Consider the following 20445-nt stretch of genomic DNA (forward strand, 5'->3'; position numbering starts at 1 on the left):
CCCGGTGATCCCGATGACGTGAGGCGCCGAGCCCTTCCGTGGCGGGAGGCCGGCACAAGGCCGGCTATGACGGGAGAGGGGGCATCTCCGGCACCGCGACCGACGACGCGATCGTCCTCAGGCGGCAAACCCGTCCTCGATGGCGCGCCAGTCCTGCGTCAGCGTGAAGGAATCGCGGTCGATGGCGATGAAGCAGCCGCCGCCGGGATGGGACGGGCGACTTTCCTGGCCGATGGCGACCCCCTGCAGATGGGCCGTGAGCAGGCATCCGACCCCACCGTGAGACACCACGACGATATCGCCCGCGGTCTCGTCCCCGCGCAGGATCCGGCCGACGGCGCCGACGATCCGGGTCTGGGCGTCGATGGCGCGTTCCCAGCCGCGGATGCTCTCGTGCGGGCGGCCGAAGAATTCCGCCACCACGTCCCAGAATTCCGGCGGCGCGATGAACCCCGTCGACGAGCGGTCGTTCTCGCCCAGATCCTCGTCGGTCCCGTAGGACAGGCCGAGGCTCTCCGCCACGATGGCGGCGCCGTCCATGGCCTTGCGTTCGGTGCTGGCATAGACGGCCGACACGTCCCTGTCCGCGAGCATCGCTGCGAAGCGCTCCATGCGGGCGCGCCCGGTGGCGTTCAGGGGCCATTCGGGAATGGGCTGGTCCGGGTCGATGACCACTTCGGGATGGGTGATGAAGATGAGCGAGGCCATCGGGATGCTGTACCGGCCTCCCATCCGCCCGTCGAGTCAGCCCAAGGGATAGGCCGCCTCGACGATGTAGGGTCCGCCGCCGACCGAGTTCCGGGAGGAATACAGGACGAAACGGTCGGCCGGAAATGTCAGTTTCGGGAAATGGCCGCGGGTCGCGATGTAATCCGCCACGTCGATGGGCGAGACGTTGCGCAGGCGCGCCAGGGTCACGTGCGGGGTGAACTTGCGGGTCTCCGGGGGCAGGCCGACCTGGCGCAGGAGGCGCTCCTGCTCGGCCTGCACCTCGATCAGCTCGCCGTTGCCGGACGTGCGGGCGAAGACCGCCCGGGGCTTGCCGCCGCCGAAGGTGTCGAGCCCGTCGATGACGATGGTCAGCGGCGCCCGCTGGCGCCGCTCGCCGAGGATCGACGTGACGTCGTCCGCCATGCGCTCGTCGATGTCGCCGATGAAGCGCAGGGTCAGATGATAGTTCTCGGGATCGACCCAGCGGGCGCCCGGAAGTCCGCCGCGGAAGCTCGCCAGGGCGAGGCCGATCTCGGCCGGGATCTCGATGCCGGTGAAGAGGCGGGGCATGCGGCACCTCCCGGGTTGATGGTGTTCAGACGATCGGTGGCGGGCGTTTGTTCCGACGGGGTCATTCGTCCGTCGCGACACGGCTTGTCCCGGTGGTCCCCTCTCGATGAACGCCGCGCCTCACCGCATCGGGATGGCCGGCACGAGGCCGGCCATGACGCGAGAGCGTGATCTCACGGGCACGGATTGCAGTGCTCGACGTGGATCGCGTCGATGCGCTCCTCGAGCTCCGGCGTGATCGTCACGTCGATGGACGCGACGTCCGTCTTCAGCTGCTCCATCGAGGTCGCCCCGATGATGGTCGAGCCGACGAAGGGGCGGGAATTGACGAAGGCCAGCGCCATCTGGGCCGGATCCAGGCCGAATTCCTTGGCAAGCGCGATATATTTGCGGATCGCCGCCTCGGCGGTGGGGTTCTCGTAGCGCTGGCCGCGGTTGAACAGGGTGGTGCGCGCGCCCGCTGGACGGGCGCCGTCGAGGTACTTGCCCGTAAGATAGCCCTGGGCCAGCGGCGAATAGGCGAGCAGGCTCACGTTCTCGCGCATCGAGACCTCCGCCAGCGCGACCTCGTAGGTGCGGTTGAGGAGGCTGTAGGCGTTCTGCACCGACTGCACCCGGGCCTGGCCCTTGGCGTCCGCGTGCTTGAGGAACGTCATGGTGCCCCAGGCGCTCTCGTTGGAGAGGCCGAAATGGCGGATCTTCCCGGCCTTCACCAGGTCGGTCATGATCTCGACCGTCTCGTCGATCGGGTGCGAGGGTCCGTCCTGGTGGCGGAAGACCGTCGGGTTCGAGCCCCAGGCCATGGGCCGGTCGGGCCAATGGATCTGGTAGAGGTCGATATAATCGGTGCCGAGCCGCTTCAGGCTCTTGTTCACCGCCTCCTCGACCTGGGCGCGAGAGAGCTCGCCCTTGGAGCCGTCGTCCCGGAACCAGGTATTGTCGGAGCGGCCGATCACCTTGGTGGCGAGGATCACCTTGTCGCGCGAGCCCCGCGCCTTGAACCAGGATCCGATGATCCGCTCGGTCGAGCCCTGCGTCTCGGGCCGGGGCGGGATGGAGTAGAGCTCGGCCGTGTCGAAGAAGTTGATGCCCTGATCGAGGGCGTAATCCATCTGCGCATGGCCGTCGGCCTCGGTGTTCTGCTGGCCCCAGGTCATGGTGCCGAGGCAGATGAGGCTGACATTGAGATCCGTGCGGCCGAGGCGGCGGTATTCCATGGGTAAGCTCCTCGCGGGGACATGATCCCCCGCGTTCAGGCGAGAATGAGGCGCCGACGAGGATCAGCGCTGAGAAAGACGGGCGAGAAAGCTCTCGACGCTGGGCAGAATGCGCTCGACGATGATCTCCACGCCCTTGGCCGTCGGGTGCATCCCGTCGGGCAGGTTGAGGGATTTTTCACCGACGATTCCGTCCAGGAAGAAGGGATAGAGCACAAGGTCGTGCTTCTTCGCAATGTCCGGATAGATGCTGTCGAATTTCTGCACGTAATCCGGCCCGAGATTGCGCGAGGCATACATGCCCGCGAGCATGACCGGGATATTGCGGCTTTTGAGGCGCTCGACGATGGCCTCCAGGTTCTTGCGGGTCCCGGCCGGGTCGAGCCCGCGCAGCATGTCGTTGGCGCCGAGTTCCAGGATCACCCCGTCGGTGCCGTCCGGCACGGACCAGTCGAGCCGGTCGAGGCCGCCCGAGGACGTGTCGCCCGACACCCCCGCATTGGCCACCTCCACCTTGTAGCCTTTGGCCTTGAGCGCCCGCTCCAGGGCCACCGGGAAGGCCGCCTCCTGCGGCAGGTTGTAGCCGGCGCTCAGGCTGTCGCCGAGGGCCACGAGGCGGATGGTCCGCCCTTGCGCCTGGGCTGCCGGCAAGGGAGCGAAGACCGGGGCGATCATGGCGGCCAGGGCCGCCGCACACGCAAAAATGATCGTCATGAACGGGCCGGATTGGCGCTTCATTGATAGGCTTCCCATCTCTACCGGACTAGAACCGGGCAACTTCGGATTTTCCAACAGATCGGGTGAATGGGCATGCAGGACAAGGCCATCGCGCTGCACGACGTCGATTTGAGCCTCGGGCGCGGAGCCGCACGGGTCCATATCCTCAAGGGCATTTCCCTGGAGGTCGGCATGGGCGAGGCGGTGGGGCTGGTCGGACCGTCGGGCTCGGGCAAGTCGACCCTGCTCATGACCATGGCCGGGCTCGAGCGGCCCGATTCGGGCCGGGTGATCGTCGACGGCACCGACCTGTCGGGGCTCGACGAGGACGCGCTGGCGCGCTTCCGCGGCCGGCGCATCGGCATCGTGTTCCAGTCCTTCCACCTCGTCCCGACCATGACGGCCCTGGAGAATGTGGCGCTCCCGCTGGAGCTCGCCGGCGAGGGCGAGGCCTTCGAACGGGCCGAGGCCGAACTGCAGGCCGTGGGGCTCGGCCACCGCCTGCACCATTATCCGGCGCAGCTCTCGGGCGGCGAGCAGCAGCGCGTGGCGATCGCCCGCGCCATCGTGCCCAACCCGGCGATCCTGGTGGCCGACGAGCCCACCGGCAATCTCGACGAGACCACCGGGCAGTCCATCGTCGACCTGCTCTTCGCCCTGAAACGGGATCGGGGCGCCACCCTGGTCCTCGTGACCCATGATCTCAACCTCGCCCGCCTGTGCGACCGCATGGTGCGCCTGCGTTCGGGGCAGGTGGAGGCCGGCGCGGCCTCCGCCGTGGCGTAAGGGATCTCGGTCATGCACGGCTCCCTTCCCGCCACGCCGCAGCGACGGTCCGCCTCCGCGTCGCGCCTGCCGCTCCTGCTGCGCCTTGCCGTCCGCGAGCTGCGCGGGGGCCTGCGAGGTTTCGGCATCTTTCTCGCCTGCATCGCGCTCGGCGTCGCGGCGATCGCCAGCGTATCGTCCCTGTCCCGCTCCCTGACCGAGGGCATCTCCCGCGAGGGCCGGCGGATCCTGGGCGGCGACATGGCCTTCTCCCTGCTCCAGCGCGAGGCCGGGGCGCCCGAGCGGGCGTTCCTGGAGTCGCAAGGCCGGGTCAACGTGATCGCCACCATGCGGGCCATGGCGTTGGCCGGCGAGAAGGGCTCGGGGCTGGTGGAGATGAAGGCCGTCGACGGGGGCTATCCCACCGTCGGGGCGCTCGAGACCGATCCGGCCCTCCCGCCTGCCGACCTCTTCGCCGCGCGCGACGGCGCCTTCGGGGCCGCGGTCGATCCGGCGCTCCTCGCCCGTCTCGACCTGAAGGTGGGCGACCGGGTCACGGTCGGCGCCGCGACCGTGGAGCTGCGGGCCCGCCTCGTGTCGGAGCCGGACAAGATCGCCGACGGCATCGGCTTCGGGCCGCGGCTCCTGCTGTCGCAGGAGGCCCTGAAGGCCACGGACCTCGTCCAGCCGGGCAGCCTCGTGCGCTGGACCTACCGGCTCACCCTGCCGCCCGAGCAATCCACCGAGGAGGGGCTGACCCGGATCGAGGCCGAGGCGAACCGCGTCCTGCCGGAGGCCGGCTGGAACATCCGCACGCGCCTCAACGCGGATCCGCGCTTCGCCCGAAACATCGAGCGCTTCACCCAGTTCCTCACGCTCGTCGGCCTCACCGCGCTCCTCGTCGGCGGCGTCGGCGTCGCCAATGCGGTGCGCGGCTTCGTCGACCGCAAGCGCGCCTCCATCGCGACCCTCAAGAGCCTGGGCGCGCCAGGCGGGCAGGTGGTGCTGCTCTATCTCATCCAGGTGATGCTGATCGCGGTCGTCGGCATCGGTATCGGGCTCGCCTTCGGGGCTGTGCTGCCCTTCGTGGTGACCGGGCTCTTCGGCCACCTCCTGCCGATCCCGATCCAGCCGACGCTCGCCTGGAGCGAGCTCGGCATCGCGCTGCTCTACGGGGTGCTCACCGCCCTGGTCTTCGCGCTGGCGCCTCTCGGTCGGGCCCACGACGTGCCGGTCTCGGGCCTCTTCCGCGACCAGATCGACCCCGAGCGGCGCTGGCCGCGCAAGCGCTACATCGCGGCCCTCGTGCTCTCGGTCGCGGCGCTCGTCGGGCTGTCCCTGCTCGCGGCTTACGACCGACGCATCGCCCTGATGTTCGTGGGCGCGGCCGCCGGGTCCTTCCTGCTCCTGCGCGTCGTGGCTTTGGGCATCATGGCGCTCGCCCGCCGCCTGCCGCGCCCCCGCCGGACGGCGCCGCGGCTCGCGCTCGCCAACATCCACCGGCCCGGCGCTCTCACGCCCTCCCTGGTGCTGTCGCTGGGCCTGGGCATCACGCTCCTGGTCACCCTGGCGCTCATCGACACCAACCTGACCCGCCAGCTCACCCAGAGCCTGCCGGAGCGGGCGCCGAGCTTCTTCTTCCTCGACATCCCGAACCAGCAGGCGGATGCCTTCGAGGGCTTCCTCAAGAGTCAGGCCGGCGACGCCCAGATCGAGCGCGTGCCCATGATGCGCGGTCGTTTGGTGACCCTCGGCGGACGTCCCGTGGCCGAGGTCAAGGCGCCCGAGGACGTGTCCTGGGTGCTCGAGGGCGACCGCGGCATCACCTACGCGGCCAAGCCCCCGGAAGGCTCCAAGGTGGTGCAGGGCGAGTGGTGGCCCGAAGGCTATCGCGGCCGGCCGCTCGTGTCCTTCGACCGCAAGATCGCCGAGGGACTCGGCCTCAAGATCGGCGACGAGATCACCGTCAACGTGCTCGGCCGCAACATCAGCGCCACCATCGGGAACCTGCGCGAGATCGAATGGCGCTCCATGGGCATCAACTTCGTCATGGTGTTCTCGCCCAACGCCTTCGCGGGCGCGCCGCACACGCATCTGGCCACCGTCACCTTCCCGAACGGCTCGGATGCGGCGCTCGACGCCAGGATCCTGAGAAGCTCCGCCCAGGCGTACCCGATGGTGACGAGCGTGCGGGTGAAGGATGCCCTGGAGGCGGTGAACGACGTGGTCTCGCAGCTCGTCATGGCGATCCGCGGCGCGAGCTCCATCGCGCTGATCGCGAGCCTCCTGGTCCTGGCCGGCGCGCTTGCGGCCGGTCACCGGGCTCGGCTCTACGATGCGGTGGTGCTCAAGACGCTCGGCGCCACCCGGGCGCGGCTGCTCTCCGCCTATGCGCTCGAATACGGGCTTCTGGGCCTCGCCACGGCGGTGTTCGGGCTGCTGGCGGGAACGCTCGCGGCTTATTTCATCATCACCCGCGTGATGAACCTAAGCTTTACCCTGGATCTGTCGGGCGCCGTCCTGGCCTCGATGCTGGCGGTTCTCGTGAGCGTCGGATTAGGGCTGATCGGAACGTGGCGGATCTTAAGTCAAAAGCCGGCGCTCTACTTGAGAAATCTTTAACGGCCTGTTTTCGCGAGGCCGTTCTAGAGGCGCCGACGAACGCGCGTGAGGAGGAGCAGCAACTCTGCTCCTCCTTTTTCTTTGTCACGAAGAGTTGAAGCTTGGCGCTGCCTCTTGCGCAACGCAGGCCCGCCCCTCATATTTTGCATGTCGTCGCACATGCGGCGGCCGAGGGCTGACTTCCCAGCCTTTCGAGGGAACACACGGGACACCGCGAGAAAGGACTCCGATGCAACCGTATGAGCAAAACCAAAACGCCTATGGCACCGGCTTTGCCCGGACGGCGGCTCAGGTCGACCAGGGCCTGCGCGCCTTCATGCTCGGCGTCTACAACAACATGGTCCTGGGCCTGGCGATCTCGGCCCTGGTCGCACTCGGCGTGAACATGCTGGCCACGACGAGCGATCCGTCTCAGGCGGTCGCCCGGATCGGCAGCGTCGGCCTGACCCAGTTCGGCGTCACCCTCTACACCACGCCTCTGATGTGGATCGTGGCGCTGGCGCCTCTGGCGTTCATCTTCTTCTTCTCGTTCCGCATGGACCGGATGTCGGCGGCGTCCGCCCGCGGCACCTTCTTCGCCTTTGCGGCGGTGATGGGCGCCTCGCTCTCGACGCTGCTCATCCGCTACACCGGCGCGAGCGTCGTGCAGGTGTTCTTCATCACGGCGGCGGCCTTCGGCTCGCTGTCGCTCTGGGGCTACACCACGAACCGCAGCCTGTCGGGCATGGGCTCGTTCCTGATCATGGGCCTCGTCGGTCTGATCCTGGCCTCGATCGTGAACATCTTCGTCGCGTCGAGCGCCCTGCAGTTCGGCATTTCCGTGATCGGCGTTCTGATCTTCGCGGGCCTCACCGCCTACGATACGCAGAAGCTGAAGGAGATGTACCTTTACGGCAACCTCGACTCCGAGGCGGCCGGCAAGGCCTCGGTGCTGGGCGCCCTGACCCTGTACCTGGACTTCATCAACATGTTCCAGTTCCTGCTGGCTCTCGTGGGCAACCGCAACCAGTAAGAACGAGCGGAGCAGACGCTCTCGAAGCCCCGGCCGAAAGGCCGGGGCTTTTTTATTCATGTTCCCGGTGGACGGTACCGGACCGCCTTCGCCTTTCCGAGGGCTTCCATCAGGTCCTCGACGCCGAGGAGGACAGTCGTCTCGCTCGAGCGAAGCGCGCCGCCCGCGCCGATCGCAAGCACGACGGCGGCCATCGACACGTTGTCCGGCGCCTCCCATAAGTTCCAGCCATCGTGCTCGCCGAAGGCGTACCAGAACCCGTGCAGCCTTCCCCCCACCGACTCGATGTAGGAACGAGCCGCTATACGTCGATCCTCGGGGTTCTCGATCAGGCGTGCCCAGGTCTCGGGCGTATAGCTGAAGCGTGTAAGATACATGGCCATGGCTCACCTCGTCCGTCGGAGTTCGGCCCCAGCGAACGCAGTTAACGCCCAAACCGGGGGAGCTGCGAGTCCTTTGCACAGAGGGGTTCGTCGCAGGAACAAAGCCGGGACGGCCATCGGCTCAGGGACGTTCCTTCAGAGCCGAGCGAGAGCCGAACCAGGCGCTGGCAGAGGCCGCGGCGGCGCAGATCAGCGCCACCAGGCCGAACCCCCCGATCGTCGCCGTGGCATAGAGATCCTGCACAATGCCGTCCGATGCGACGGACGACGGAAGCGCCCCGAAGGTCGCCTCCGCGAAGCGGTCCGCCAGCTCGGGACCCGACCAGGCGGCGGTCCGCCGGAACCCGACCGTGGCGACGACGCCGAGGCCGGCCACGGCAACCAGCCCCGCGACGCGGGAGACCGCGTTGTTGATGCCGGACGCCACGCCGATGCGCGCGTCCGGAACGGCGTTCATCACCGTGGTCGAGAGCGGCGCGACCGTGATCCCCATGCCGAGCCCCATGAGGGCCATCACGGGCACGATCGCGATCCAGTAGCCGCCATGCAGCACCGCCGGGGCCAGGAGCGCGAAGCTCAAGGCCGTGATCAGGGGGCCGGCGGTCAGGAGCATGCGGGTGCCGAACCGGTCGGCCATCGTGCCGCCGAGCCGGGACAGCACGGCCATCAGGACCGTGAAGGGCAGGAACACCGACCCGGCTTTGGCGGCCGAATAGCCATGGGCCTCGATCAGCGCGGTGGGCAGGAAGAACAGGGCGCCGCTCAGTGCGAAATAGAGCAGCAGCGTCAGGGCGTTGACGTTGGCGAAGGCGGACGCGTGGAACAGGTCGAGGGGCATCATCGGGGCGGCCGCGCGCGTCTCGTGCCGGATGAAGAGGCCGAGCGTCATGGCGCCGCCGAGCGCCAGCAGCGCGGCGAAGCCCTTGTGGCTCTCCCGTTCGCCCAAAGCCGTCAGGCCATAGGCCAGCAGGCCGAGGGAGGCGACGGCCAGAACGCCACCGAGCCAGTCCATGGCGGTCGCCCGCGCCACGGGGCTCTCCGGGACATGCGTCGCGCACAGCCAGAGCGCCAGGGCCGCGATGGGGACGTTGATCCAGAAGATCGCCTGCCAGGGGCCGATATCGATCAGCCAGCCGCCGAGGATCGGCCCCAGGGCCGCCGCGATGCCCGAGGCGGCCGCCCAGGTGCCGATGGCCTTGCCGCGCGACTCCTTCGGGAAATGGGCGCTGATCAGGGCAAGCGAGCCCGGCACCAGCAAGGCGCCACCGATGCCCTGGAAGGCCCGGGCGGCGATCAGCATCCCGGGCGTCCCCGACAGGCCGCACCAGAGGGAGGTCAGGCCGAAGCACGCGATTCCGATCATGAAGACCCGCCTGAGGCCATAGGCGTCGCCGGCCGCGCCGCCCAGCAGCAGGAAGGCCGACAGGGTCAGCGCATAGGCATTGGTGACCCATTGCATCTCGGCGAGCGACGCCTGCAGGCTCATGCGCATCTGCGGCATCGCCACGGTCACGATGGCCCCGTCGGCGAAGACCATGCTGGAGGCCAGGATCGCCGACCAGACCACCATGGTCCGCGTCCTGGCATCGGCGGATGGCCGGGTTCTGCCGGCGCCGAGATCGTTCACGGGCGTGCCTTTCTCATGCCGTCCATGCTAGAGCATTGCACCTAAAAGTGGATCCACTTCTGGGATCCTGTTCCGTTCCGACCTCGATCTGTTTGAGACAGCCCTCATGAGCATCCTCATCCGCCCGTCCGCTGATTCCGATCTCGAGGCCATCACGCCAATCTACGCCCATGCGGTCACGCACGGCACCGCCTCGTTCGAACTCGACCCTCCCGATCTCGGCGAGATGGCGCGCCGCCGCGCCGCCCTTCTGGAGGGCGGCTATCCCTATCTGGTGGCCGAGAGGGACGGGGAGATCCTCGGATATGCCTATGCAGGCGCCTATCGCACGCGGCCGGCCTATCGCTCGACGGTGGAGGATTCGATCTATGTCGCGCCGGCCGCGCAGGGGCAGGGTGTCGGGCGCCTGCTGCTCGCCGCGCTGATCGAGGACTGCGAGGCGCGGGATTTCCGGCTCATGGTGGCGGTCATCGGCGACGAGGACTCGAAGGGGTCCATCGGCCTGCACCGGAGCCTGGGCTTCGAGCCTGTCGGGATCCTGAAGGGAATCGGCTACAAGCACGGGCGCTGGCTCTCCACCGTGCTGATGCAGCGGCCGCTCGGACGCGGCACGGGCGAGGCACCGACCCGGCCGATCTGACAGCATCCCCTCATGAAAGCTGGTTTCCTGACCCGGCCCTCTGGGTCCGTCCGATGCTTTAGCGCCGAACCCGCGCCGCGGCCCTCGTGCCCAGCAGAAGCGCCAATCCGGCGAGGAGGACGGCGCCGGCCATGCGGCTCGGCTGGCGGGCGGAACGGGGCAGGCCCTTGCGGGCGCGCCAGCCGCCGCTCACGCCCCGGCCTGCGGGGACCGGCTGCAGCAGGGCGCCTTCCGTCCGTGGCGCCGGGGCGGCGCGTTCGAGCGCCCGGCGCATGAAGGCGCCCGCCAGGTGCTCGGTCGGGCCCGGCGCCAGGGCGTAGGCGACCTGGGCGGCTCGGGCGGGCCAGCCCACGGCCACCTCGTCGCGCGGATGGCGCACCAGCGCCACGAAGGTCTCGGCCACATCCTCGGGTGCATAGATCAGCGATCCCGGGTTGATCTGCCGGCCCGACACGTTCGCCCCATGATCGAGGCCTGGCGTGTCGACGATGGCCGGGAACACGCCGCAGACGTGGATGTCGGGATGATCACCCAATTCCTGGCGCAGGCTCGCGGAAAACCCCCGCAGGCCGAATTTGGAGGCCGTGTAGGCGGCAGCATATGGGCTCGGTGCCCAGCCGCCCAGGGAGATGGTGTTGATGAGGATTCCGTGGCCCTGCGCCAGAAAGACGGGCAGAGCCGCATGGGCGCCGTGCATGGCCCCGAGCAGGTTGACCTCGATGGTGCGCCGGTGAAGGGCGATGTCCGCGTCCTGGTAGGGGCCGAACACGCCCGTTCCGGCATTGTTGATCCAGACGTCGATGGTGCCGAAGTCCCGCCGGGCCGCCTGGGCGAGGTCGTCGACGGCGTCGGCATCGGTTACGTCGGTGGGGACCGCGATGGCCCGCGCGCCCAGGTCCCGGCACGCCTGGGCGACCTCCTCGATCAGGTCCGACCGTCGCGCCGCGAGGGCCACATGGGCGCCCTGCCGGGCGAAGGCGAGCGCCGCGGCGCGGCCGATCCCGCTCGACGCGCCGGTGATCACCACGGAAAGGCCGGAAAGGTCGCGCGTCATCGGGGTTCCTCATCGCTGCCGTCGTGGCCGCAAAGGCCCGGCCGGCTGTCGCGGCATCGTTCCGGCAACGCGAGGCGCGATGGGGTGTTCCGGGCGGCGGAGCGTTCGCCGCGAGCAGCCGAGAGCCTTAAGCCGACACGACCTTCGGCTTGTCGAGCACCCGCAGCACGCGGGCGAGTTCATGTCCGCGCTTGAGGATCAGCCCCGTCGACACGATGACCGAATAAGCGCCCTGCTTCTTGGCGAGCTTGGGATCCTTCTCGATCCGGTAGAGGGGCATTTCGGATGTGCGTCGGAAGATGGAGAAGACCGCCTTGTCGGGCAGGAAATCGATGGCGTAATCGCGCCATTCGCCGGCCGCCACCATGCGGCCGTAGAGATTGAGAATGGCCTGCAACTCGGCACGGTCGAAGGACACCTGTTTCGGCGCGGCGGGAAAAGGAACGATGTGGGCCGAACCCTGCATCGAGCCGCCGCGCAGCGGCTCTGCGATGTCACCTTCGCTCATGACGCCTCCCATAACTCGCAAAACATGCCCTGATGATGGGCTTCGGCGGCTAAGGGATCAACCCAGGGCGACAGGATGAATCACGGCTTCTTCTGCAAATCTTATTCCTGCCTCAATCGCGCCGTGATGGAGCCGCACTGAATGCCGTAAATGCTCAAGTTGCCTCGACGGCCCGGCTCATCGAACGGCTTGGACACGTCAGCCCCCCAGCCCTCTGAGTCGCGCGACGGGCCGGGCCACCCTCGAGGCACAGGGCTGCCCTTCAAGGCAGCCTTTTCTTCTGTTTAAAGGGCTTTGCGATGGTCCAGATCGCAAAGCCCTTCTTTTTTGCCGTTAACGTTCGCTTAACACATCGCACGTGACAGCAAGCGATGCTCCACAAACATTCACACCCTCTTCCCGTCATCACCGGGACAAGCCCGGTGATGACGGACGTGGATCGGAACACCCTTAGCGCATCGTGCGGAAAAGTGGATCCGGTTTTCCGCATGAACGATGCGCTCGTCAAAGAGGTGGGAGCATCGGACCCAAAAGTGGGTCCACTTTTGGGTCCGATGCTCTAGAATCCCGACAGCACGAGCTTGCCGCGCGTGCGGTTGCTCTCGATGAGGGCGTGCGCGCGCCTGAGATTGGCCGCGTTGATCGTCCCGACGATCTCCGCCAGCGTGGTGCGAATGGTGCCCGCATCGACCAGACGCGACGCCTCGTTCAGGATCTCGTGCTGCCGCTCCATGTCGGCGGTCTGGAAGGTGGAGCGGGTGAACATGGATTCCCAGTGGATCGATACGCTCTTGCCCTTCAGGAGGCTGATGTCGAGCGGCGCCTTCGGGTCGTCGATCAGGGCGAAGCGCCCTTGCGGCGCAACGGCCTTGGCGATCTCGGCGAAATGGTCCTCCGTGTGCGTGATGGAGAACACGAAGGCCGGCGCGCCGATCCCCAGGGCTTCCACCTGCGCGGCCAGCGGCTTGCCGTGATCGATCACGTGGTGGGCGCCGAGCTCCTTCACCCAGGCCTGCGTGTCCGGACGCGACGCGGTGGCGATCACGGTCAGATCGGTGAGCTGCCGCGCGAGCTGGACCGCGATGGACCCGACGCCGCCGGCGCTGCCCACGATCAGGATGGCGTTGGCCGCGCCCTTGACCGGGCGCTTGACCTCGAGCCGGTCGAACAGGGTTTCCCAGGCGGTCAGCGTGGTGAGCGGCAGGGCCGCGGCCTCCTCGAACGAGAGGGTCTTCGGCTTGGCGCCCACCAGCCGCTCGTCGACCACGTGGAACTCCGCATTGGTGCCCTGGCGCGTGATGGCGCCCGCATAGAACACCTCGTCGCCTTCCCGGAACAGGGAAACGTCCTTGCCGACGCCCCTGACGATCCCGGCCGCGTCGAAGCCCAGAACCTTCACGCCGCCCGGCTCGGGTTGAGCGCGCATGCGCACCTTGGTGTCGACCGGGTTGAGGGCCACGGCCCTGATCTCGACGAGCAGGTCGCGCGGTCCGGGCTCGGGGCGGGGCAGCTCGACGTCCGTGAGGGAGGCGTCCTGGTCGATGGGGAGGGATTGCTGGTATCCGACGGCGCGCATGGCATGTCTCCTGTTGACGGGACGATACTTGAGCATAGTGTTGGAGTTCGCAAGAACGCACAAAAACAGCCCATAGTGTCGAAAAGGATACCGTAATGCCGCAGAAGGCGCAGAGGGTTCAGGGATGTTCCGTCGAGCGGACGATGAGCCTGATCGACGGCAAATGGAAGATCATCGTCCTCTACAAGCTCCTGCGCGGGACCTTGCGGTTCAACGAGTTGCGCCGGCTCATCCCGTCGATCACCCAGCGCATGCTCACCCATCAGCTGCGCGAGCTCGAGGCCGACGGCCTCATCGTCCGGACCGTCTATGCCCAGGTGCCGCCCCGGGTCGAATACACGCTCTCCGGGCGCGGCCGGTCCCTGGAGCCCGTGCTGATGGCCATGAAGGAATGGGGAGACGCGAATCTGTCGTCCGTGGAGGCCGAAGCAGCGTAAAGTGCCTGTGCGGCGCAGCAACTTTACCGTACTTTGCTCGGACCCTTATGCTTTTGTTGCGCAACCTGCCACACTGTGGCAACGCTCCCGCAACCAAACAGATAAGAGGATGCGCGCATGAAGCTGGATACACCGACCAGCGGAAGCGAGTTGACGGCGGAAGCCGTCGCCGTGCTGGAATCCGGGCACAAGGCCACGCCGCCCACCTTCGTGCGCGATCTGTTCGGACGTGTCCCGCCCGAGGACCTGGTCCCCTATTCGCCCCAGACCCTGGCGGCTCTCGCTGCGGAAGCCTTCGAGCATCTCAAGGCCTCGCGCACCGCCGACGGGGCGGATATCCGCCTCTTCGACTTCGAGATCGAGCGCGACGGCCGGCGCCAGGACGTGACGGTGCTCGAAATCGTCAACGACAACATGCCGTTCCTGCTCGATTCGACCCTCGCCGAGGTCGTGGACCAGGGCTATGAGCCGCTGCTCGTGGCCCATCCGATCCTGGCCGTGGAGCGGGATTCGGGAGGAGCCCTCGTGCGCCTCGTGGGCGAGGCCACGGCCGCCCTGCGCCTCGGGGTGAAGCGGGAAAGTTTCATCCACATCCACCTGCCCCGCATCGACGATGCCGAGACCCGCACCCGGTTGATCGAGACCATGCGTCTCGTCCACCGGGACGTGTCGGTGGCGGTGCACGACTGGCCGGGCATGCGCGCCCGGATCGCCGAGATCGTGCACAATTACCGCCTCAATCCTCCGCCTCTGCCGGAGGACGAGGTGAAGGAGGCCATCGCGTTCCTCGACTGGATCTCCCGGGACAACTTCACCTTCCTGGGGTTGCGCGAATACCGTCTGCCCTCCGGCGACACCGCGGCCGATCCGGTCGAGGGCTCGGGCCTCGGCTTGTTGCGCGATCCGTCCGTGCGCGTGCTGCGGCGCGGGCGCGAGCTGGTGGCCATGACGCCGGAAATCCGCGCCTTCCTGGCGCGCCCGCAGGCGCTGATCATCGCCAAGGCGAACGTGAAGTCCCGCGTCCACCGCCGCGCGCATCTCGATTACGTGGGCGTCAAGCTGTTCGACGACAGCGGACATCTGCGCGGCGAGTTGCGCATCGTCGGCCTGTTCACGGCGAGCGCCTACACCAACACGACCGGCGAGGTGCCCTACCTGCGCCTCAAGGTGGCGAAGGTCGTCGCCCGCGCCGGCTTCGATCCGGCGAGCTATGCGGGCCGCGCGCTCCTCAACGTGCTCGAGAGCTATCCGCGCGACGAGCTGTTCCAGATCGACGAGGATACGCTCTACCGCTTCGCCATCGACATCATGAACCTGTCGGAGCGTCCGCGGGTGCGGGCGCTCGCCCGCGTGGACGAGTTCGACCGCTTCGTGTCGGTGCTCGTCTTCGTGCCCAAGGACCGCTACGACACCCAGGCGCGCCAGCGCATCGGCCAGTTCCTGGCCGGCATCTACGAGGGCCGCGTCTCCGCGTCCTACCCGGATTATCCGGAAGGCCCGCTCGCGCGCACCCACTACATCATCGGACGCGACGAGGGCGGCACGCCGGACGTGCCGCGCGAGACCCTGGAGAAGGGCATCGCCGCCATCGTGCGCACCTGGAGCGACGCCCTGCGCGACGCGCTCGACGCCAGCGTCGGCGGAGCCCGGGCACGCGCGCTCGCGTCCCGGTACGGCGAGGCCTTCAGCGCCGCCTACCGCGAGGCCTTCGGAGCCGAACAGGCGATCGCCGACATCGCCCTCCTGGAGCAGCTCTCCGAGGCGCGTCCGCGCGCGGTCGATCTCTATCGCCGCGAAGGCGACGAGGAGACCCGCGTGAACCTGAAGGTGTTCTCGCTCAACGTGGCGCTGCCGCTCTCGGAGCGGGTGCCGCTCCTGGAGAATCTCGGCTTCCGCGTCGTCAACGAGAGAACCTACCGGGTCGCGTTCAGCGCCACGGACCGGGTCTGGCTGCACGACATGACCCTGGAGCGCGCCTCCGGCGGGGCGATCCGGATCGACGAGATCCAGGCCCCGATCGAAGCGGCCCTGCTCGCGCTGTTCCGCGGCCTTGCGGAATCGGACGGGTTCAACCGCCTCGTGCTGGAGGCGGGCCTCGGCTGGCGCGACGTCGCCATGGTGCGGGCGCTCGGCCGTTACCTGCGCCAGATCCAGGTCACCTACGCGCAGGACTACATCGCCGAGACGCTCGCCCGCCACGGGGGGATCGCGGCCGATCTCGTCCAGCTCTTCTATGCGCGCTTCGACCCGCGCCAGGATAAGGACCGGGCCGCCGCCGAGGCGGCGATCCGCGAGCGGATCGAGGAGAAGCTGAAAGAGGTCACGAGCCTCGACGACGACCGCATCCTGCGCCGCTTCGTGAACCTCATCGAGGCGGCCATCCGGACCAACTTCTTCCAGCTCGAGAACAACGGCCTGCCGCGCCAGACCATCGCGTTCAAGTTCGAATGCGCCAAGGTGGACGGTCTGCCGCTGCCCCGGCCGCTCTACGAGATCTTCGTCTATTCGCCCCGCGTCGAGGGCGTGCATCTGCGCTTCGGCAAGGTGGCGCGCGGCGGGCTGCGCTGGTCCGACCGGCCGCAGGATTTCCGCACCGAGGTGCTCGGTCTCGTCAAGGCGCAGCAGGTCAAGAACGCCGTGATCGTGCCGGTGGGCGCCAAAGGCGGCTTCGTGCCCAAGCACCTGCCGCCCGCGAGCGACCGGCAGGCCTGGCTGGCGGAGGGCACCGAGAGCTACCGCATCTTCGTGCGCACGCTCCTGCAGCTCACCGACAACATCGTCGGCGACAGCATCGTGCCGCCCGCCGACACCGTGCGCCACGACGGCGACGATCCGTACCTGGTGGTGGCCGCCGACAAGGGCACGGCCACCTTCTCGGACATCGCCAACGCGCTCTCCATCGAGAAGGGCCACTGGCTCGGCGACGCCTTCGCGTCCGGCGGCAGCCAGGGCTACGACCACAAGAAGATGGGCATCACGGCCCGCGGCGCCTGGGAGGCGGTGAAGCGCCACTTCCGCGAGATCGACGTGGACATCCAGACCACGCCCGTGACGGTGGCGGGCGTCGGCGACATGTCGGGCGACGTGTTCGGCAACGGCATGCTGCTGTCGCGGGCGCTCAAGCTCGTGGCGGCCTTCGACCACCGCGACATCTTCATCGATCCGAACCCGGATCCGGAGATCTCCTTCAACGAGCGCGAACGGCTGTTCGCTCTGCCCCGTTCGAGCTGGCAGGATTACGACAAGAGCCTGATCTCGGCCGGCGGCGGCGTATTCCCGCGCAATGCGAAATCGATCCCGCTCTCGGCCGAGATGCGCGCGCTGCTCGACATCGACAAGCCGCAGGCGACCCCCGCCGAGGTGATGAACGCGATTCTGAAAGCCCGTGTCGACCTGCTCTGGTTCGGCGGCATCGGCACCTATATCCGCGCGTCGTCCGAGACCGACGAGCAGGTGGGCGACCGCGCCAACGACGCGATCCGCATCACCGGTCCGGAGGTGCGCGCCAAAGTGATCGGCGAGGGCGCCAATCTCGGCGTCACCCAGCGCGGGCGCATCGAGGCGGCGCAGAGCGGCGTCCGCCTCAACACGGACGCCATCGACAACTCGGCGGGCGTCAACACCTCCGACGTGGAGGTGAACATCAAGGTCGCGCTCACCACGCCGGAGCGCGATGGGCGCCTGACGGTGGAGCAGCGCAACGAACTGCTTGCCGACATGACCGAGGACGTCTCGGGCCTCGTCCTGCGCAACAACTACCTGCAGACCCTGGCGATCTCGCTCTCCGAGCAACTCGGCGTCGCCGATCTCGGCTTCGCGCGCCGGCTCATGCACATGCTGGAGGCGCAGGGCCGTCTCAACCGGGCCGTCGAGTATCTGCCGGACGACAGCACGCTGACCGAGCGCGGTCGCCGCGGCGAGGCGCTGACCCGGCCGGAGCTCGCGGTGCTGCTCGCCTATGCCAAGCTCTCCCTGCACGACGAATTGCTGGAGAGCCCGGTGCCGGACGATCCGTATCTCGGCAAGGAGCTGGAGCGCTATTTCCCGGCCGAGATGCGCGAGCGCTTCCCGGACGCGATCGCCAGCCACCGCCTGCGCCGCGAGATCATCGCCACGCAGCTCGCCAACGCGATCATCAACCGGGGCGGCCCCACCATGGTGGCGCGCCTCGTCGACCAGACCGGCGCGGACGCGCCGACGATCGCGGCCGCCTATGCGGCGACCCGCGATTCCTTCGGCCTCACCGAGATGAACGTCGCCATCGACGCGCTCGACGGCGTCGTGCCGGGTCAGGCGCAGCTGCGCCTCTACGGCGAATTGCAGGACCTCCTGATGAACCGGATCGTCTGGTTCATCCGCAACGTGGACTTCGTCAACCACTCCCTCGACGAGATCATCGGCACCTACAGGGCCGGGATCGCCGAGGTGGAGCGCAGCCTCCAGGAGACGCTCTCGCCGGACGCCAGGGCCGTCTGGGAGGCGCGCACGAAGGAGCTGATGGATCAGGGCGCGCCGGAGGAGCTGGCACGGCGCATCGCGTCGCTGCCTGATCTGGTGGCCGCGCCCGACATCGTGCAGACCGCCCAGAAGACCGGCAAGCCCGTCAACGACATCGCCCGCACCCACTTCGCCCTCGAGGCGTCGTTCCGGCTCGGGGCGCTCATTGCGGCCGCCCAGGACATCGCGGTCAGCGACTACTTCGACCGTCTCGCCCTCGACCGTGCCGTCGACAGCATCGCCTATGCCCATCGCGGCCTGACCGCGGAGGTCGCCTCGCAGGACCTGTCCGGCGCCGAGGCGGTGCGGGCCTGGAGCGACAAGCGCGGCGCCGACGTCAACCGCATCCGGAGCGCCGTCGACGGCATCGTGTCGTCGGGCCTCACCCTGTCGAAGATCACCGTGGCGGCCAGCCTCCTCGGCGATCTCGCACGGATGACCTAAGGCGGATGAGCTGAGACCGCAAACTCTTCCCACACGGAGGAGATGACGGTCGCCCAGTGCGACTTCTGCGTCATGGCCGGGCTTGTCCCGGCCATCCCACCGTCGGGTCAACCTTCTCCACGTCATGGCCGGCCTTGTGCCGGCCATCCCGATTGTCTTGAGCGCGGCGCTTCACAGTAGCGAGATCACCGGCACAAGGCCGGTGATGACGAGGAAGGGCAAGCTTTGACATTCGTTCAGCAACCATCCGGAAACCCAAGCCCCGTGAGAGACCTCAACCCTGTCGCGCCCTCGCCGAAGGCCTCCCGGTCCGCGATCCTCGGCTGGCTCCTGTTCGACTGGGCCTGCCAGCCCTTCTTCACCCTCGTCACCACCTTCGTGTTCGCGCCCTATTTCGCTTCCGCGCTCGCACCCGATCCGGTGACCGGGCAAAGCCTGTGGGGCTATGCGACGGCGGCGGCCGGGCTCGTGCTCGCCGTCCTGTCGCCGGTGCTCGGCTCCATCGCGGACGCGACCGGCCCGAAGAAGCCCTGGATCGCGTCCTGCGGCCTCGTGCTGTTCATCGCGTCCTTCGGCCTGTGGTACGCGGCGCCGGGACTGCCCTCGGGGATTGCGGTCGCGCTCGTCGGCTTCGCCTTCGGGACGGTGGCCGTCGAGGTGGCGGCGGTGTTCAACAACGCCATGATCCCGCATCTCGTGCCGCCGGAGCGCTACGGCCGCCTCTCGGGCACCGGCTGGGCGATGGGCTATCTGGGAGGCCTCGTGTCTCTCGTGATCGTGCTCGGCTTCCTGGCGGCCGATCCCGTGTCCATGAAGACGGTCTTCGGCCTCGATCCACTGTTCGGCCTCGATCCGGCCAGCCGCGAGGGCGACCGCATCACGGGCCCGTTCTCGGCCCTGTGGTTCCTCGTCTTCGTGCTGCCGCTCTTCCTGTTCACCCCCGACGTGCCGCGTTCCGGGATGCGCCTGAAGGAGGCGGCCCGCAAGGGTCTCGAGCAGGTGAGAAGCACCGTCGCCGATGCGCGCCGCCACGAGAGCGTCGGCCGCTTTCTCGTCGCCAACATGGTCTACCAGGACGCCCTGGTGGCGCTCTTCGCCTTCGGGGGCATCTACGGGGCGGGCGTCTTCGGCTGGCAGGCGATCGAACTCGGCATCTTCGGCATCCTGCTCACCATCACGGGCACGCTCGGCGCCCTGATCGGCGGGCGGCTCGACGACCGCATCGGGGCGAAGCCCGTGATCCTCGGGGCCATCCTCATCCTGGCCGTCGTCTGCCTCGGCGTGCTGTCGCTCGGGCGCGACCACGTCCTGTTCACGATCCCGACGGCGCCGCCCGCTCCGGACGACGGCCTCTACGGCTCCGCGCCCGAAAAGCTGTTCGTGGGGCTCGGCCTCGTCATCGGGGCCGTCGCGGGGCCGCTCCAGGCCTCGTCGCGCAGCCTGCTGGCGCGGCTCGTGCCGGCTCATGAGGCGGGCCGCTATTTCGGCCTGCTCGCCCTGTCCGGCAAGGTCACGTCGTTCCTCGCGCCGCTCGCGGTCGCCGTTGCGACGGCCGTGTTCCACACGCAGGCCGCGGGACCGGCGGTACTGATCCTGTTCATGGTGGCGGGGTTCTGGCTTCTGAGCGGCGTGAAGCGCGTCTAAAGCATCGGACCCGAAAGTGGG

At 68.2% G+C, this 20445-nt stretch carries 16 protein-coding genes; 7 read left to right on the forward strand and 9 right to left on the reverse strand.

The features are described 5' to 3' along the window. Positions 1 to 117: 117 nt before the first annotated feature. The 4 genes from KBI52_RS15160 to KBI52_RS15175 all read right to left on the reverse strand — a co-directional run bounded on the left by KBI52_RS15160 (position 118) and on the right by KBI52_RS15175 (position 3236). On the reverse strand, positions 118 to 708 hold the full coding sequence (locus KBI52_RS15160) for a histidine phosphatase family protein (RefSeq protein ID WP_210808508.1): 591 nt from the start codon (positions 706 to 708) through the stop codon (positions 118 to 120). Between the two features lie 36 nt (positions 709 to 744). Continuing rightward, a complete protein-coding gene (gene thpR, locus KBI52_RS15165) occupies positions 745 to 1281 on the reverse strand; it encodes an RNA 2',3'-cyclic phosphodiesterase (RefSeq protein WP_210808510.1) in 537 nt (178 codons plus the stop codon). Positions 1282 to 1454: 173 nt separating this feature from the next. Next, positions 1455 to 2498, reverse strand: a complete 1044-nt coding sequence (locus KBI52_RS15170) for an aldo/keto reductase (RefSeq protein WP_210808512.1) — start codon at positions 2496 to 2498, stop codon at positions 1455 to 1457. 63 nt (positions 2499 to 2561) lie between these two features. Further along, a complete protein-coding gene (locus tag KBI52_RS15175; protein WP_173949080.1) occupies positions 2562 to 3236 on the reverse strand; it encodes an arylesterase in 675 nt (224 codons plus the stop codon). 72 nt (positions 3237 to 3308) lie between these two features. Here KBI52_RS15175 and KBI52_RS15180 point away from each other — a divergent pair, with 72 nt between their 5' ends. From KBI52_RS15180 to KBI52_RS15190, 3 genes are all read left to right on the forward strand, one after another. Next, positions 3309 to 4001 (forward strand): ABC transporter ATP-binding protein, encoded by a 693-nt coding sequence (locus tag KBI52_RS15180; RefSeq protein ID WP_210808514.1) that lies wholly within the window; start codon positions 3309 to 3311, stop codon positions 3999 to 4001. Between the two features lie 12 nt (positions 4002 to 4013). Further along, positions 4014 to 6602, forward strand: a complete 2589-nt coding sequence (locus KBI52_RS15185; RefSeq protein ID WP_173949078.1) for an ABC transporter permease — start codon at positions 4014 to 4016, stop codon at positions 6600 to 6602. Positions 6603 to 6831: 229 nt separating this feature from the next. Continuing rightward, positions 6832 to 7614, forward strand: coding sequence for a Bax inhibitor-1/YccA family protein (locus KBI52_RS15190; protein WP_173949077.1), 783 nt, complete (start codon positions 6832 to 6834; stop codon positions 7612 to 7614). Between the two features lie 56 nt (positions 7615 to 7670). Here KBI52_RS15190 and KBI52_RS15195 read toward each other — a convergent pair whose 3' ends face one another. Continuing rightward, complete coding sequence (locus KBI52_RS15195) at positions 7671 to 7997, reverse strand: GYD domain-containing protein (RefSeq protein WP_173949076.1); 327 nt, start codon at positions 7995 to 7997, stop codon at positions 7671 to 7673. A gap of 121 nt (positions 7998 to 8118) precedes the next feature. Continuing rightward, on the reverse strand, positions 8119 to 9624 hold the full coding sequence (locus tag KBI52_RS15200; protein WP_262265660.1) for an MFS transporter: 1506 nt from the start codon (positions 9622 to 9624) through the stop codon (positions 8119 to 8121). Positions 9625 to 9730: 106 nt separating this feature from the next. Here KBI52_RS15200 and KBI52_RS15205 point away from each other — a divergent pair, with 106 nt between their 5' ends. Further along, a complete protein-coding gene (locus KBI52_RS15205; protein ID WP_173949075.1) occupies positions 9731 to 10264 on the forward strand; it encodes a GNAT family N-acetyltransferase in 534 nt (177 codons plus the stop codon). A 58-nt stretch (positions 10265 to 10322) separates the two neighbouring features. Here the strand turns inward: KBI52_RS15205 and KBI52_RS15210 are convergent, their stop codons facing one another. The 3 genes from KBI52_RS15210 to KBI52_RS15220 all read right to left on the reverse strand — a co-directional run bounded on the left by KBI52_RS15210 (position 10323) and on the right by KBI52_RS15220 (position 13402). Next, entirely contained in the window at positions 10323 to 11318 is a 996-nt protein-coding gene (locus KBI52_RS15210) for an SDR family oxidoreductase (RefSeq protein WP_210808516.1), read from the reverse strand. Between the two features lie 127 nt (positions 11319 to 11445). Beyond that, entirely contained in the window at positions 11446 to 11826 is a 381-nt protein-coding gene (locus KBI52_RS15215; RefSeq protein ID WP_173949073.1) for a DUF2794 domain-containing protein, read from the reverse strand. Between the two features lie 559 nt (positions 11827 to 12385). Further along, positions 12386 to 13402 (reverse strand): zinc-binding alcohol dehydrogenase family protein, encoded by a 1017-nt coding sequence (locus tag KBI52_RS15220; RefSeq protein WP_210808518.1) that lies wholly within the window; start codon positions 13400 to 13402, stop codon positions 12386 to 12388. Between the two features lie 95 nt (positions 13403 to 13497). Here KBI52_RS15220 and KBI52_RS15225 point away from each other — a divergent pair, with 95 nt between their 5' ends. From KBI52_RS15225 to KBI52_RS15235, 3 genes are all read left to right on the forward strand, one after another. Then, positions 13498 to 13839, forward strand: coding sequence for a helix-turn-helix domain-containing protein (locus KBI52_RS15225; RefSeq protein WP_173949071.1), 342 nt, complete (start codon positions 13498 to 13500; stop codon positions 13837 to 13839). A gap of 117 nt (positions 13840 to 13956) precedes the next feature. Beyond that, positions 13957 to 18780: an NAD-glutamate dehydrogenase gene (locus KBI52_RS15230; protein WP_210808520.1), complete on the forward strand. Its 4824-nt coding sequence runs from the start codon at positions 13957 to 13959 to the stop codon at positions 18778 to 18780. Between the two features lie 264 nt (positions 18781 to 19044). Further along, entirely contained in the window at positions 19045 to 20424 is a 1380-nt protein-coding gene (locus KBI52_RS15235) for an MFS transporter (protein WP_210808522.1), read from the forward strand. Positions 20425 to 20445 lie beyond the last annotated feature (21 nt).

Origin of the sequence: Microvirga sp. HBU67558, from assembly GCF_018069605.1 — a bacterium.
GTDB classification, from domain to species: Bacteria; Pseudomonadota; Alphaproteobacteria; order Rhizobiales; family Beijerinckiaceae; genus Microvirga; species Microvirga terrae.

Bases quoted from the DNA above. Each gene is read 5' to 3' on its own strand.
- KBI52_RS15160 (WP_210808508.1), bottom strand. From the start codon at position 708: ATGGCCTCGCTCATCTTCATCACCCATCCCGAAGTGGTCATCGACCCG.
- thpR (WP_210808510.1), bottom strand. From the start codon at position 1,281: ATGCCCCGCCTCTTCACCGGCATCGAGATCCCGGCCGAGATCGGCCTC.
- KBI52_RS15170 (WP_210808512.1), bottom strand. From the start codon at position 2,498: ATGGAATACCGCCGCCTCGGCCGCACGGATCTCAATGTCAGCCTCATC.
- KBI52_RS15175 (WP_173949080.1), bottom strand. From the start codon at position 3,236: ATGAAGCGCCAATCCGGCCCGTTCATGACGATCATTTTTGCGTGTGCG.
- KBI52_RS15180 (WP_210808514.1), top strand. From the start codon at position 3,309: ATGCAGGACAAGGCCATCGCGCTGCACGACGTCGATTTGAGCCTCGGG.
- KBI52_RS15185 (WP_173949078.1), top strand. From the start codon at position 4,014: ATGCACGGCTCCCTTCCCGCCACGCCGCAGCGACGGTCCGCCTCCGCG.
- KBI52_RS15190 (WP_173949077.1), top strand. From the start codon at position 6,832: ATGCAACCGTATGAGCAAAACCAAAACGCCTATGGCACCGGCTTTGCC.
- KBI52_RS15195 (WP_173949076.1), bottom strand. From the start codon at position 7,997: ATGGCCATGTATCTTACACGCTTCAGCTATACGCCCGAGACCTGGGCA.
- KBI52_RS15205 (WP_173949075.1), top strand. From the start codon at position 9,731: ATGAGCATCCTCATCCGCCCGTCCGCTGATTCCGATCTCGAGGCCATC.
- KBI52_RS15210 (WP_210808516.1), bottom strand. From the start codon at position 11,318: ATGACGCGCGACCTTTCCGGCCTTTCCGTGGTGATCACCGGCGCGTCG.
- KBI52_RS15215 (WP_173949073.1), bottom strand. From the start codon at position 11,826: ATGAGCGAAGGTGACATCGCAGAGCCGCTGCGCGGCGGCTCGATGCAG.
- KBI52_RS15220 (WP_210808518.1), bottom strand. From the start codon at position 13,402: ATGCGCGCCGTCGGATACCAGCAATCCCTCCCCATCGACCAGGACGCC.
- KBI52_RS15225 (WP_173949071.1), top strand. From the start codon at position 13,498: ATGCCGCAGAAGGCGCAGAGGGTTCAGGGATGTTCCGTCGAGCGGACG.
- KBI52_RS15230 (WP_210808520.1), top strand. From the start codon at position 13,957: ATGAAGCTGGATACACCGACCAGCGGAAGCGAGTTGACGGCGGAAGCC.